Annotated in this window: 12 protein-coding genes; 4 read left to right on the plus strand and 8 right to left on the minus strand. The window is 69.7% G+C overall.

Translation table 11 applies throughout. The annotated features are described in order from the left end of the window. Positions 1-110: 110 nt before the first annotated feature. Genes Val02_RS36130 through Val02_RS36145 form a run of 4 tightly spaced genes read left to right on the plus strand, consistent with a single transcriptional unit; the run spans position 111 to position 4,724 of the window. Positions 111-1,247: a monodechloroaminopyrrolnitrin synthase PrnB family protein gene (locus Val02_RS36130; protein WP_203903803.1), complete on the plus strand. Its 1,137-nt coding sequence runs from the start codon at positions 111-113 to the stop codon at positions 1,245-1,247. After that, a complete protein-coding gene (locus Val02_RS36135; protein WP_203903804.1) occupies positions 1,244-2,521 on the plus strand; it encodes a flavin-dependent oxidoreductase in 1,278 nt (425 codons plus the stop codon). Before Val02_RS36130 ends, Val02_RS36135 begins: the two co-directional genes overlap by 4 nt. After that, complete coding sequence (locus Val02_RS36140; RefSeq protein ID WP_203903805.1) at positions 2,518-3,153, plus strand: DsbA family oxidoreductase; 636 nt, start codon at positions 2,518-2,520, stop codon at positions 3,151-3,153. Before Val02_RS36135 ends, Val02_RS36140 begins: the two co-directional genes overlap by 4 nt. Then, positions 3,150-4,724, plus strand: coding sequence for an FAD-binding oxidoreductase (locus tag Val02_RS36145; RefSeq protein ID WP_203903806.1), 1,575 nt, complete (start codon positions 3,150-3,152; stop codon positions 4,722-4,724). The genes Val02_RS36140 and Val02_RS36145 overlap by 4 nt, the downstream gene beginning before the upstream one ends. 422 nt (positions 4,725-5,146) lie before the next feature. Here Val02_RS36145 and Val02_RS36150 read toward each other — a convergent pair whose 3' ends face one another. The 8 genes from Val02_RS36150 to urtA form a co-directional block, all read right to left on the minus strand. Continuing rightward, a complete protein-coding gene (locus Val02_RS36150; RefSeq protein ID WP_203903807.1) occupies positions 5,147-5,722 on the minus strand; it encodes a TetR/AcrR family transcriptional regulator in 576 nt (191 codons plus the stop codon). Next, positions 5,719-6,285 (minus strand): TetR/AcrR family transcriptional regulator, encoded by a 567-nt coding sequence (locus Val02_RS36155; protein ID WP_275415644.1) that lies wholly within the window; start codon positions 6,283-6,285, stop codon positions 5,719-5,721. The genes Val02_RS36150 and Val02_RS36155 overlap by 4 nt, the downstream gene beginning before the upstream one ends. Further along, positions 6,285-7,961 (minus strand): purine-cytosine permease family protein, encoded by a 1,677-nt coding sequence (locus Val02_RS36160; RefSeq protein WP_203903809.1) that lies wholly within the window; start codon positions 7,959-7,961, stop codon positions 6,285-6,287. The genes Val02_RS36155 and Val02_RS36160 overlap by 1 nt, the downstream gene beginning before the upstream one ends. An 88-nt stretch (positions 7,962-8,049) precedes the next feature. Beyond that, the gene (locus Val02_RS36165; RefSeq protein WP_203903810.1) at positions 8,050-8,733 is read right to left on the minus strand and encodes an ATP-binding cassette domain-containing protein; all 684 of its coding nucleotides are present in this window, start codon (positions 8,731-8,733) and stop codon (positions 8,050-8,052) included. A gap of 1 nt (position 8,734) precedes the next feature. Next, the gene (urtD, locus tag Val02_RS36170; protein WP_239153602.1) at positions 8,735-9,601 is read right to left on the minus strand and encodes an urea ABC transporter ATP-binding protein UrtD; all 867 of its coding nucleotides are present in this window, start codon (positions 9,599-9,601) and stop codon (positions 8,735-8,737) included. Next, positions 9,598-10,692 carry an urea ABC transporter permease subunit UrtC gene (gene urtC, locus Val02_RS47790; RefSeq protein ID WP_239153603.1) on the minus strand — a complete coding sequence of 365 codons (1,095 nt, stop codon included), beginning with the start codon at positions 10,690-10,692 and terminating at the stop codon, positions 9,598-9,600. The genes urtD and urtC overlap by 4 nt, the downstream gene beginning before the upstream one ends. Next, positions 10,689-11,573, minus strand: a complete 885-nt coding sequence (gene urtB, locus Val02_RS36175) for an urea ABC transporter permease subunit UrtB (protein ID WP_203903812.1) — start codon at positions 11,571-11,573, stop codon at positions 10,689-10,691. The genes urtC and urtB overlap by 4 nt, the downstream gene beginning before the upstream one ends. A gap of 79 nt (positions 11,574-11,652) precedes the next feature. Next, positions 11,653-12,948 (minus strand): urea ABC transporter substrate-binding protein, encoded by a 1,296-nt coding sequence (gene urtA / locus Val02_RS36180; protein WP_203903813.1) that lies wholly within the window; start codon positions 12,946-12,948, stop codon positions 11,653-11,655. Between the last annotated feature and the right edge of the window lie 400 nt (positions 12,949-13,348).

Below are 13,348 nucleotides of genomic sequence, written 5' to 3' on the forward strand. Positions count from 1 at the left end.
CGCTACCGAACACACCCCAGTCGCTCGCCAGCCGTGGCGCGCGTCGCTCTGCCCGCATGTCCGCCGGAGCCTCCACAGAGGACACCCGGCGAACGAACACGAGGAGAGAGATGCACACGACACACCTGACCGACCTGTCGACCCTGAGCCGCATCGCCAATGTGCGCGGCCTTGACCCGCTGTCGGCCGACCAGGCCTGCCAGCACCTGCGCGCGATGAACCACAATGCCGACGTGCCGGCGCTCGCCAACGCCCTGCGCGTCCTGACTCCCGGCCTCGACGAGGTGGAGACCTACTCCGTCGACGAGTGCCTGGCCGCGATGCGGGACCTCGGCATGTTCCTCGGCTCCATCAAGCGGCACGGCACCGAACCGGCCTCGGCTGTGCCGGAGGTCGTCCCGGTGTTACGCGAACTCGGGCGGCGCACGGAGATGGTGCCCCGCGACACCGTGCACCACTACACCACCTGGAACCCGGTCGGGCACCGGCAGCGCATGTACACCGGCGACCCGCAGGAGTCCGTGCTCCAGGAGTCCGTCCGGATGGTCTTCCCGGCCCTGCGCCACGGCCTGGACCTGTGCGACGAACTGTCCGACACCGCGCCGGGCGAGGACCGGTTCGCGCCACTGCTGGACGCACTGACCACCCGCCTCGGCGCGATGGTCGACTCGATCGACCTCGTGCTGCGCGAGGTGAGCCCGGTCTTCTTCGCCCGGGTCCTGCGCGCCTACTTCGAGGAGGTGACCCTCGACGGCAAGGTGCTGCTCGGCCCCGCCGCCGCGCAGGTGCCACTGTGGCTGGTCGACCAGGTCATCTGGGCCTCCGACCTGGGCAGCCCGGACTACGAGGAGTTCATCCGCGACTCGGTGCCCTACAGCCTGCCGCGCTGGCGGCACTACTACGCCCGGTGGGAGGGCCGACCCTCGGCCGTGAGCCGGCTGCTGGCCGCCTACGGGCCGTCCGGGGTCAACGAGACGCCGGTGCTGCGCCGCGGGGCCGAGTCGCTGTTCCGGCTGCTGCGTACCGTCGTGGTGTTCCGCGGCCGGCACCTCGGGATCGCCCGCCAGGCGTACCAGGCGGACCTGCGGCTGTATCCGGTCGGCAGCGGCGGCGCGAGCGTCGAACTGCTGCGCCAGATCATCGACCTGACCCGGCAGAACTCCGGACTGGTCGGCGGCGGGCGGGCGGGGCGGCCGACCGGGACGCCGGCGGTCCCGCGGCAGCGCGACGGCGGGGTGCGGGTATGAGGGTCGTCATCGCCGGGGCCGGCATCGGCGGGCTGACTCTCGCGTTGAGCCTGCACGCGGCCGGGCTGCGCGACGTGCGGCTCCTGGAGGCGGCGCCGCGGATCGACCCCCTCGGCGTCGGTCTCAACATCCTGCCCAGTGCCGTGCGCGAACTGTTCGAACTCGGCCTCGGCGACCGGCTCGTCGAGGTCTCGGTGCGCACCGGCGCGCTGTCGTACTACGACCGGCACGGCAACCTCATCTGGACCGAGCCGAGGGGCCTCGCCGCGGGCTACCGGTGGCCGCAGTTGTCCGTCCATCGTGGACTGTTGCAGTCGGTGCTGCACGACGCCGTGCGGGAACGTCTCGGCGCCGACGCCGTGCGCACCGACTGCCGGGTCCGCGACCTCACCGTCGGGACGGGTGTGCGGGTGGAGGTCGAGCATTCGTCCGCCGGCGACACCTCCACCGTCGACGCGGACGTGCTGGTCGGTGCCGACGGGATCCACTCCGCCGTGCGTGGCGTGCTGTATCCGCGGGAGAGCGAGCCGCCCTGGAACGGCCTGCTCGTGTGGCGCGGCGCGGTGCGGCGCCGGCCGTTCCTCGACGGCAACACGATGATCATCGCGGGTGACGAGCGGCGCCGGGCCGTGGTCTACCCGATGACCGGCCTCGACCCCGCCGGCACGGTACTGATGAACTGGGCGCTGGCCCGCCCGGCCGGCGAGGAGGAACGCCCGCGCCGCGCCGACTGGAACCGCCCGGTACCGCCGGAGGCGTTCCTCGACGCCTTCGCCGACCTGAGCTTCGACTGGCTCGACGTGCCGGCGCTGGTCCGCGCGTGCGGCACCGGCCTGGAGTACCCGATGGTGGACCGCGAACCGCTGCCGCGGTGGTCGTTCGGGCCGGTGACCCTGCTCGGCGACGCCGCCCACGCGATGTACCCGATGGGCTCCAACGGTGCCACCCAGTCCGTGCTCGACGCCCGGGTGCTCGCCGCCCACCTGGCCGGCGACCCGGACGTCACCCGGGCGCTGCGCGGCTACGAGCGGGAACGCCGTCCGATCACCACCGCGCTGCAGGAGGCCGGCCGGCGGATGGGTCCCGAACAGGTGATCACCCTCGCCGCACAGCGCGCACCCGACGGCTTCACGCACGTGCACGACGTCATCCCGGCCGCGGAACTGGCCGCGATCTCGCACCGGTACGCACACACCGGGGCGTTCGACGTCGAGACCGTGAACACGCGCCCGTCCTACGATGTGCGGACCGGCCGTGCGGGAGCGCGACCATGAGAATCGACGTGTTTCTCGACGTCTCCTGTCCCTGGTGCTATATCGCCAAACGGCGCATCGAGGAGGCGCTGCGCCGGATCGCCCCGTTGACGGTGGAGGTGGTGCGCCACCCGTACCAGATCGACGGCGAACAGCCGCAGCGACCGATGCCGATGCTGCGATGGCTGGCCGGAAAGTACGGCCCCGAGCGGGCCGCCCGCATGGACACCGCGGTGACCGCCTACGCCGCACGGATGGGGCTGGTGCTGCGCAACCGCGCCGGCCTCGCCGCGAATACCCTCGCCGCGCACCGGCTGCTGTGGCTGGCCGGCCGGGAGTACGGCGAGGTGGCGCAGCGGACGCTGGAGGAGTTGCTGTTCGCCGCGTACTTCACCGACGCCGCTGACGTGTCGCACGCCGGCGTGCTGACGGACCGCGCGACGCGTGCCGGCCTGGCCCCCGGGCGGGTGACGCGGTTCCTCGCCACCGGTGAGGGAACCGAGGACGTGCGGGCGTTGGTGCGGCGTTCGCGTGCCGCGGTGGCGAAGGTGCCGACCGTTGTCGTGGGCGACTCCGTGCTGGTCGAGGAGTACGACACCGAGCGGATCGCCGCAGTGGTGCGGGCGTTCGCGGAAAAGGAGACCGTCGCATGAACCCGACCCGTCGCACGCTGCTCGGCGGCCTGGCCGCCGGCGGAGCGTTGACCGTCACCGGCGCCGTGCCCGCGCAGGCGTCGCCGCCGCTGGTCGAGTCCCCGGTGGTGCGCCCCGGCGACCCGCAGTACCCGGATCTGGCCCGCGGGATCAACCAGCGCTTCGTCGGCCGCCCCGCCGAGGTCCACGTCGCCGGTGGCACCGGTGACGTGGCGGCGGCCGTCCGGCGGGCGGTACGCACCGGGCGCCGCCCCGCCGTGCGCTCCGGCGGGCACTGCTTCGAGGACTTCGTCGCCGGTCCCGACGTGGACCTCGTCGTCGACCTGTCGGGGATGGACCGGGTCACGTGGGACGCCGCGCGCGGCGCGTTCGCCGTCGAGGCCGGCGCCCGGTTGGAGAACGTCTACGAGCGGCTCTTCAAGAGCTGGGGAGTCACGATCCCGGGCGGCTCCTGCCCGACCGTGGGCGTCGGCGGTCACTTCGCCGGTGGCGGCTACGGACCGCTGAACCGGATGTTCGGGCTGACCGTCGACCACCTCGATGCCGTGGAGGTGGTGGTGGCCGGCCCGGACGGCGACGTGCGGACGGTGCGCGCCACCCGGGCCGCCGGCGACCCCGCGAACGACCTGTGGTGGGCGCACACCGGTGGTGGCGGCGGAAACTTCGGGGTGGTCACGAGGTACTGGCTGCGCACCCCGGGCACACCGGCCGTGCCACGGCACGCGCTGCCGACCCCGCCGAGCGAGGTGCTGGTCGCCACCGTCATCTGGCCATGGCCGGCGCTGGACCGGGACGCGTTCGTCCGGCTGTTGCGCAACTACGGCGGCTGGTACGCCGCGCACAACGCTCCCGGCGGGCCGGGGACCGAGGTGTACAGCCACTTGGCGACGTTCCACGCCTCGGGCGGGGCGGTCGCGCTCAACGTGCAGGTCGCCGCCGGGGCCGGTGCGGACGCGACGCTCGACGGATTCCTGCGCGCGGTCGGCGAAGGCGTCCCCGCGTTCACCGTCACCGAACGCCGCCGGCTGCCGTGGCTGCTCGCCACCCGGTGGAGCGGTTTCGCGGACCGGCCGTCCGGGCGGCGGATCAAGGGTAAGTCGGCGGTGCACCGCGCCGCGTTGACCGACGGGCAGGCACAGGCCCTGCACCGCGCGCTGACCCGTCCCGACTATCAGCATCCCGGCAGCGGCGTGCTGATCGCGCCCCACGGCGGCCGGGTGAACGCCGTCGCGTCCGACGCCACGGCCGATCCGCACCGTGACGGTGTGCTGATGCTGCTGTACGTCAGCGAATGGACCGACGCGGCGCAGGACGCCACGCACATCGCGTTCCTGCGGAACCTGTATCGCGACGTCTACGCCGAGTCCGGCGGGGTGCCTGTCTCCGGCGGCGCCCTCATCAACTACGCCGACGTCGACCTGCGCGACCCCGCGTGGAACACCTCCGGCGTGGCCTGGCACGAGCTGTACTACCGCGCCAACTATCCACGGTTGCAGCGGGCGAAACGGCGGTGGGATCCGACCGGGACGTTCCGCCACGCGCTCGGCGTCGACAGCGGCGGGCCGCGGTGACCGTTCTCGGGGAAGTCCTCGACGGAGTACGGGCGGACCTGGCCCGGCGGCAGGAGACCGTGCCGCACGCGACGCTGGAGGAACGGGCGGCACGGCAGCCGGCGGCGCACGACGATGGCCGAGGCGCTCAACGGCACGTTCAAGGCCGAACCGATCCACCGCGGTGGGCCGTGGAAAACGAGGGCCCAGACCAGATCGCGATCTACGAGTGGATCTCCTGGTACAACAACGCTTGGACTCACACCTCGATCGGTGCCATGCCACCGATCGAGTACGAGCACAGGTACTACGCTCACACCATCACCCCGGCGTCGATCGGCGCCACATACCCGGGGAACATCAAAATCGGCAGGGTCGAGTTCGTGGAGGAGTCGCGGCCGGCTCGGTGGTTGCGCCGTAACGCGCTGAGGCCGGCGTGGTGCCTACGGGGCGACTCGGTCGCGGATGCTGTCGAGCACCGCCTCCGCCGCCCACGCGGCTGCGTCGGCGATGTCACGCCGGTCCATGCCGAACTCGCGGTGAAACGTCACCCAGGTCGCGGCGGAGTCGAGGTGCGAAAGCGCCACGATGACCGCTCTGCGCTGCGCCGCGTCGAGGGATGGCACCTCGGCATCCAGCAGCCGTTCGAGGTGCACCCGGCCGAGCGACGGCGCCGCGCCGCTCACGCCGCGCATTGCCGCCTCGGCGACGACGTGCGCGAGCTCCGGTCGCGCGTCGTACCGCTGCATCGCGTCACGGATCGCGAGGGGAATGTCGAAGATCGAGTGCGACTCCTCGCGGACGAACACCGTCGCCTCGATCCACCTTGCAGTCGCCAGCAGCAGATCGACCCGCGTGGGGTAGTTGCGGAAGACCGTGCGCTCGGCGATTCCGGCCCGGCGCGCGATGAGCCGGAACGACACGTCGTCGCTGCCTACTTCCTCGATCAGTTCGGCGTAGGCGGCGAGGATCGCCGCTTGCGTGCCGCCCAACGCCGGGACGGCCGTCGACCCGGTCACGGCTGCGCCGTCGTCGCGTCGGGCAGCCTCGCGAGCACGGTGTCGGTGGCGCGGTCGAACGCGTCGCAGATTTCGCCGGCGTCGAGGTCGAACCCCGTACGCAGCCGCGCCCAGAACATCGCCGACGAGAAGTAGCGCAGGGATGCGGCGACCCGCCGCCGATCCCGTCGGTTGAGAGTCGGCGCCGTCACGTCGAGCATCGCTTCGATCGCCCGCGTGATGTAGGCCGGCTCGGCGTCGAGCGTCGGCGATATCGCGGACGCCCGTGCACCGACGTACGCATAGGCGGGCGACGCGTCGTAGGCGCGGAAGCGCTCGTGCACGGCGGCGCGGAAATCGGACACGGTCACGAATGGCGGGAGCGGGAAGCAGGTCTGCTCGATCCAGTCCGAGAGTGCGGCGAGCAGGTGCGCGCGTGTGGGGTACTGGCGGTAGATCGTGCGCTCCGAGATACCGACCTCGTCGGCGAGGGCACGATAGGAGATGTCGTCGAACGTCTGCTCGCGCAGCAGCACCGCGGCGCTCGCGAGAATAGCGGTCGCGGTGTCGACCGACTCCGCCATCACGTCCCCCTCCCTCGAGAGGCCGCCCGGTGCGGCGGCCTGGTGGCTTCCGGCGGGAGCACGTAGCGATCGGAATCGTCGAGTGTGAGCGCCAGTGACGAGACGTACTGCACCTCGCCGTGCGGCCCCCGCTCGGCCGAGGCCAGCATATCCGGCCGCTCGAACGTATACCCGGTGACATGGCAGCGGAGCCGCTCGCCGGAGGGGTTGCCGTCGTCGTCGAACAGCGGGGAGTCGATGCCGTCAGAGCGGCGGCGAAGGTAGTAACGCCCCCGCGTGGCGAGGGCCGTGACCGGCGTGGCGACGAACGCGACGCCGATCGCGATGAGCACCGAGAACGGCTTGACGGCGGCGCCGAGCAGCCCGGCGAACGCGAGCAGCGACAGCACCGATGCGAGCCCCACCGACACGAGCCCCACCGGGTTCCAGTCGTGCAACATGCCGCGACGGAACTCGGGGAAGCGCGGCGAGATGTGCAGCACCCACTTGTTGATCGCGATATCGGTGGCGATCGTCACGAGCCACGCCATGACGACGTTCGCGTAGAGGCTCAGCACGAAGGAGAGGAGGGTGAAGACGTCCAGCATCATGAGCGCGTATGCGATCACGAGGTTGAACAGTACGAAGATCGTGCGACCCGGGTAGTGCTTGGCCAGTCGGGTGAAGACGTTCGACCACGCGAGCGAGCCCGAGTACGCGTTCGTCACGTTGATCTTCACCTGTGCGACCACGATGAGCCCGAGGGCGAGGATGATCGCGAGCCAGTTGGGGACAAGGGCCTGGTACATCCCGACGAACTGCTTGACCGGTTCGGTCGCCTGGTGCCCGAGAGCGGGTTCGACCTTCACGAGGAGGTAGACGGCGAGAAACACCCCGATCACCTGTTTGGTGCCGCTGAAAATGACCCAACCCGGGCCGGAGAACGCGAACGATGTCCACCACGAGCGGGCGTTCGACGGCGTGCGCGGCGGCATGGCGCGGATGTAGTCGATCTGCTCCGCCAGCTGCGGGGTGAGGGCGAAGCACACGGCCGCGCTCGAGACGACGGCGCCGAAGCTGACCGAGCCGTCGGATTTCCCGGTGAACGACGTGAAGGCGCGCACCGCCTCGTGGTCGGAGACGAGGACCCACAGCAGCGGCAGTAGGGCGAGGGCGAGCCACAGGGGCGTGGTCCAGAAGTGCAGGCGCTCCAGCGCGCGCATGCCGTAGATGACGATCGGGATCACGACGACGGTCGAGATGAGATAGCCGAGCCACAGCGGCATCTTTGTCGCCACCTGCAAACCCTGCGCCATGATGGCGCCCTCCAGGGCGAAGAAGATGCACGTGAAGCCCGCGAAGACCACGGTCGTGATCATCGAGCCGTAGTAGCCGAATCCGGAGCCACGGGCGATGAGGTCGAGGTCGAGGTTGTAGCGGGCGGCGTAGTAGGCGACGGGCACGCCGACGATGACGATGACGACCGACGCGAACAGGATGCCGAGCACCGCGTTGGCGGTGCCGTGGTCGATGCCGACGCTCGCGCCGATCGAGAAATCGGCGAGGAACGCGATGGACCCGAGGGCGGTCGCTCCCACGGAGGCCGCGCTCCAGCGGCGGAAAGTACGCGGCACATAGCGGAAGGCGTAGTCCTCGAGGCTGTCCTCCGCGGCAGCGCGCGCGTTGTCCGTCGACACAGTGGCATCCCCTAAGGCACCTGGGGTGGGCATCCTCCCGGTCCGGTGTTACGACCCTGTTGCGGGCGGGGAAGCCGGTTGTATCGGCTCAGATCGCCATGGCGGCTCGCACGGTGGAGACGGCTGCCGAGCCCCCCTGGTCGGTGTGTGTGACGAAGCCCGAGGCGAGCACGACGTAATGCTCGGCAGCATCGAGGGCGAAGCCGATGTGCTGCTCGACGAGCAACACGTTGATGCCCTCGCCGGCCAGTTGCACGATGGTGTGCTCGATCTCGGCGACGATCGTGGGCTGGATGCCCTCGGTCGGCTCGTCGAGGATGAGCAACTTCGGCTCGGTGATGAGGGCGCGGGCGATGGCGAGCTGCTGGCGCTGCCCGCCCGAGAGCAGGCCCGCCTTCCGGGCCGCGAACTGCTCCAGTGCGGGGAAGCGAGCCAGCTGCGCGTCGATAAGGGCCTTTCCACGCCGGCGACCGTCGGCGACGAGCTGCAGATTCTCCAGCGTGGTGAGCTGGCTGAACGCCTGTTGACCCTGCGGCACGTACGCCATGCCGCGAGCGACCCGCTTGTTGGGGGCGAGCGAGGCGATGTCCTCGCCGTCGAAGAACACGCGGCCCTTCGTCGGCTTGATGAGCCCGATCGCGACACGCAGCAGCGTCGTCTTGCCGGCGCCGTTGTGGCCGAGCACGGCCACGACCTTTCCTGCCGGCACCGTTACCCCGTGCAGCACCCGCGTGCGCCCGTAGCCGGCCTCGATGTCGTTGAGTTCGAGCATGTCAGTCCTCCTGCTGCTGCGTCCCGGCCGCAGTCTGCGGCGAGCCTGCGAGTCCGACCGCTGACACTGCGGGCGAGCTTGCGAGTCCGACCGCTGACACATCGGGCACGACCGACATGGCGGCCGTGGTCGCGGCTCCCGCGGTGCCCAGGTAGACCTCCTGCACCCTGGGGTCGGCCTGCACCTCGGCCACCGTGCCGTGCGAGAGCACCTTGCCCTGGTGCAGCACCGTCACGCGCGTGGCGAAGCGGCGCATGAAGTCCATGTCGTGCTCGACCACCAGCACGATGCGCTTCGCCGCGACCCGCTGCAGGAGTTCGCCGGTCGCGGTGCGCTCGTCCTGGCTCATGCCGGCGACGGGCTCGTCGAGCAGCAGCACCTTCGCGTCCTGCACGAGCAGCATCGCGATCTCCAGCCACTGCTTCTGGCCGTGCGACAGGATGCCGGCCGGCGTGGCCAGTTCGTCGGCGAGTCCGGTCTCCTCGAGCGCCTGCACGATCGAGGGGTCGACGTCCCGCCGGGTCCGTAGCAGCGCGGCCCAGTGGCGGTGGCGTCCCGCGGCGATGTCGAGGTTCTGCAGTACCGAGAGTTCGTTGAAGACGCTCGCGGTCTGGAAGGTGCGGCCGACCCCGAGCCGGACGATCTTGTGCACCGGCCTGCCGAGCAGCTCCTGCTCGCCGAGCCTCGCCGAACCGGTGGCCGCAGCGAGCCCCGTGATGGCGTCGATGCAGGTCGTCTTGCCGGCGCCGTTCGGGCCGATGAGGAACCGGACCTCGCCGGGGTGCGCGTCGAAGGAGACGCCGCCGACCGCGACGAAGCCCGAGAACTCGACGTGGAGATCGGTGACGACGAGCGATGCATCGGTCACGACTTCGCCTCCTCGAGCTGCAGGGTGGCGGTTGCGGCTGCCGGCTGTTCGCCGGGGCTCCGGCGCGCTGCCGTGAACCTGGCGAGCACCGACGACAATCCGTTCGGCAGGAAGAGGATGACGACGATGAACAACGCGCCGATGATGTAGGTCCAGCCGTCGGGCCAGGTGGAGCCGAGGCTCGACTGCCCCCATCCGACCGCCATCGCGCCGAGCGCGGGGCCGAAGAGCGAGGCGCGGCCACCGAAGGCAACGCCCGCGATCATGAGGATCGAGGCGGCAGCGCCGATTTCGGCCGGGGTGATGATGCCGACGATGGGTACGAACATCGCGCCGCCGATGCTTGCCATCAGCGCCGCGCCGACGAAGGCGACGAGCTTGACGTTGGCCGGGTCGTAGCCGAGGAAGCGCACGCGCTCCTCGGCGTCCCGGGTGGCGACGAGGAGTTCACCGAAGCGGCTGCGGTAGAGCTGCCGAACCACGAGCAGGCACACGACCAGCAGCGCGGCCGTGATGAGGTACACCAGCTTCCGGTTCGCCGGGTCGTCGAGCACGAAACCGAAGAAGTACTTGAAGTCGCTGAGCCCCGTGTCGCCGCCGGTCTCGCGGATCGTGGAGCTGATCAGGGTGGCGAGCGCGACAGCCAGCGCCTGCGTCAGGATCGCGAAGTACGCGCCCTTCACGCGGCGCTTGAACAGCGCGTAGCCGAGGAGGCCCGCCACGATCACCGGGAGCAGCACGATCGCCAGCAGGGTGAACGCCGCGCTGCGGAACGGCTCCCAGAACGCCGGGAGCGGCGCGAGCGGGTCGTAGAGCACCATGAACCCCGGGACCCCGTCACCGGCGGTTTCCAGCGTGAGGTGCATGGCCATCGAGTAGGCACCGAGGGCGAAGAACACCCCCTGCCCCATCACGAGCATCCCGCCTCGGCCCCACGCCAGGCCGATGCCGACGGCGGCCATCGCCCAGCAGCAGTACTTGCCGAGGTTGCCGAGCCAGTGATCGGTGAGCAACAGGGGAGCGACCCCGAGGAGCAGGAGGGCGAACGCCCCGATGCCGAAGAGGGAGAGCCGTGGCCTCAACTTGGTCATACCAGACTCCTGGTTCGCACCGTGAACAGGCCCTGCGGGCGCAGTTGCAGGAAGACGATCACGAGGATGAAGGCAAGCACCTGCGCGAGGCTGCCGGTCGTCCAGTAGGCGAAGTACGACAGGACGACGCCCACTGCCCACGCGGCGACGACGGTGCCCTTGAGCTGGCCGATGCCGCCGGCGGCGACGACGAGAAAGGCCGGGATGATGTACTGCGTGCCCATCTGGGAGTTCGTTCCGCCGATGAGCGAGGCGGCCACTCCGGCGATCCCGGCCAGCCCCGACCCCACGAAGAAGGTCAGGCGGTCGACGGTTCGGGTGGAGATCCCCGTGACCTCGGCGAGGTCCCGGTTCTGCACGGTCGCCCGGATGCGGCGGCCGAACGCGGTGGACTTGAGCCAGACCGAAAGCGCCGCGACGCAGACGGTCGCGAGCAGGATGGTGAACACCTGCCGCAGCGGCCAGTCGTAGCCGAAGACGGTCACCTGCCCGTTGAGCCACCCCGGCTTCTCCACCGGGACACCCTGGGACGGAAAGATCTGTAGTGCCGCCTGCTGCAGGATCAGGCCGACACCGACCGTGACGAGCAGGGTGTCGAGCGGCCTGTGGTACATCCATCGGATGATGCTGACCTCCAGCAGGAGGCCGAACAGTCCCGCGACGACGAACGCAACCGGCAGTGCGACGGGGATCGACAGGTCGCTGGAGCCGATGACCTGCTGGACCAGGTAGGCGGTGAAGGCGCCGATCATGAGGAACTCGCCGTGGGCCATGTTGATCACGCCCATCTGACCGAAGGTGAGCGAGAGGCCGAGCGCGGCGAGCAGGAGCAGCGCGCCCTGTGCGCTGCCGTTCAGCAGGGGTGAGATCAGAGCGTCCACGTGCTCTCGCTCTCTGTGCGGGGGCGGGGTTGCCTGCCGCGTGCGACACGCAACCCCGCGTCCGGGTAGGGATGGGCGGTCAGCCCGCGGCTTTCACGAGCTGGTCGCGGATGTTCGCCGGGAACCAGTCGTAGCCCTTGAGGAACGGGTCGGGCTTGATGAACGTGCCGGAGGACCAGACGATGTCGAACTGGTTGCTGGCGTTGATCCGGCCGATGTTGCCCGGCTTGGAGATGTGGTGGTTTTCGCCGTCGAGCGTGACGGTGCCCTCCGGTGCGGCGAACGTGATGGTGTTCTTCTTCGCCGCGGCGTTCACCGCGTCGACGTCGAACGAGCCGGCCGCCTCGACCAGAGCCTTGTACAGGTACAGCGAGATGTAGGCGGCCTCCATCGGATCGGAGGTGACGCCGCTGCTCTTCGGGTAGGCCTTCCAGCTGTCGATGAACTTCTGGTTGGTGTCGGTCTTGAGCGACTGGAAGTAGTTCCACGATGCGTAGTGGCCGGTCACCTCGTGGCCCATGGCCGGCGCCTCCTCCTCGGCGATGGACACCGAGATGATCGGCGTCGTCGCCGCGGTGAGGCCGGCGTCGTAGTAGGCCTTGATGAAGCCGACGTTCGACGAGCCGTTGATGGTGTTGAAGATGAAGTCGGGCTTGGCCGCCTTGATCTTCGCCACCTGGGTGGTCCAGTCGTCCTTGTCCAGCGGCACGTACTCCTCACCGACGATCTCGATGCCGAGCTTCGCGGCGTAGAGCTTGATGATCGCGTTCGCGGTGCGCGGGAAGACGTAGTCGCTGCCGGCGAGGAAGAGCTTCTTCACCCCCTTGGAGGCGAGGAAGTCCATCGCCGGGATGATCTGCTGGTTGGTGGTCGCACCGGTGTAGTAGATGTTCGGCGACGCCTCGAGGCCCTCGTACTGCACCGGGTAGAAGAAGAGGCCGTTGTGCTTCTCGACGACCGGCTTGACGGCCTTACGGGAGGACGAGGTCCAGCCGCCGAAGATCGCGCCGACGCAGTCCTGGGTGAGTAGCTTCTCGGTCTTCTCCGCGAAGGTGGGCCAGTCGGTGGCGCCGTCTTCCTGAACGTACTGGATCTTCTTTCCGAGGATGCCGCCGGCGGCGTTGATCTCATCGGCGGCCATGTGCAGCACGTTGGAGACGGTCTTCTCAGAGATCGCCATGCCGCCGGTGAGTGAGTTGAGGAAGCCGAGCTTGACGGTGCTGCCGGAGGTGTCGACACAGCTGCGTGCGCTCGACTTGCCGCCGCCCGTGTCGTCGCCTACGCGGGCGCCGCAGCCGGCGAGCACGAGGGCGACGGTCGTCGCGAAGGCGCCCGTGGCCACAAGCGTGCGCAGCCGCTTGCTGGTGGTGGACATATTGGAACTCCGTTCCTGGGAAGGAAGCGTGCCGCCGGGGTCGCGGCACAACGGATGGTGTGGATGTCATGTCCCGGGCCGACCCGCCGACGTTGCGAGCGCCCCAGCCCGGCGTCGCCAGCGATGGGTAACCGGTTGCTGCAGGTGAGAGCAGATTGATAGCGGGTCATTACTCTGACATTTCTCGACTATTCCAACTCTGTAACCGCCGCTTCAAAATGAGGGGCAAAAGGCCTTGGAAAACGCATAAAATGGTTGAAAGGCTATGTCACAACGCTGTCATGCCTAAGGGTGGCCCGACGAACGTGGCACAGTTCTGACATCTGGGGAGGCCGGTGCGCTCCGCTCCTCCGAGGTCGAGAGGATGTTGCGCACCGGTCGCGCGTGCCGGGGCGGAGCG

Source organism: Virgisporangium aliadipatigenens (assembly GCF_016863615.1).
Taxonomy (GTDB): domain Bacteria; phylum Actinomycetota; class Actinomycetes; order Mycobacteriales; family Micromonosporaceae; genus Virgisporangium; species Virgisporangium aliadipatigenens.

What these genes read in the sequence shown, in the direction of transcription:
- Val02_RS36130 (WP_203903803.1), top strand. Translation starts at nt 111, where the DNA reads ATGCACACGACACACCTGACCGACCTGTCGACCCTGAGCCGCATCGCC.
- Val02_RS36135 (WP_203903804.1), top strand. Translation starts at nt 1,244, where the DNA reads ATGAGGGTCGTCATCGCCGGGGCCGGCATCGGCGGGCTGACTCTCGCG.
- Val02_RS36140 (WP_203903805.1), top strand. Translation starts at nt 2,518, where the DNA reads ATGAGAATCGACGTGTTTCTCGACGTCTCCTGTCCCTGGTGCTATATC.
- Val02_RS36145 (WP_203903806.1), top strand. Translation starts at nt 3,150, where the DNA reads ATGAACCCGACCCGTCGCACGCTGCTCGGCGGCCTGGCCGCCGGCGGA.
- Val02_RS36155 (WP_275415644.1), bottom strand. Translation starts at nt 6,285, where the DNA reads ATGGCGGAGTCGGTCGACACCGCGACCGCTATTCTCGCGAGCGCCGCG.
- Val02_RS36165 (WP_203903810.1), bottom strand. Translation starts at nt 8,733, where the DNA reads ATGCTCGAACTCAACGACATCGAGGCCGGCTACGGGCGCACGCGGGTG.
- urtC (WP_239153603.1), bottom strand. Translation starts at nt 10,692, where the DNA reads ATGACCAAGTTGAGGCCACGGCTCTCCCTCTTCGGCATCGGGGCGTTC.
- urtA (WP_203903813.1), bottom strand. Translation starts at nt 12,948, where the DNA reads ATGTCCACCACCAGCAAGCGGCTGCGCACGCTTGTGGCCACGGGCGCC.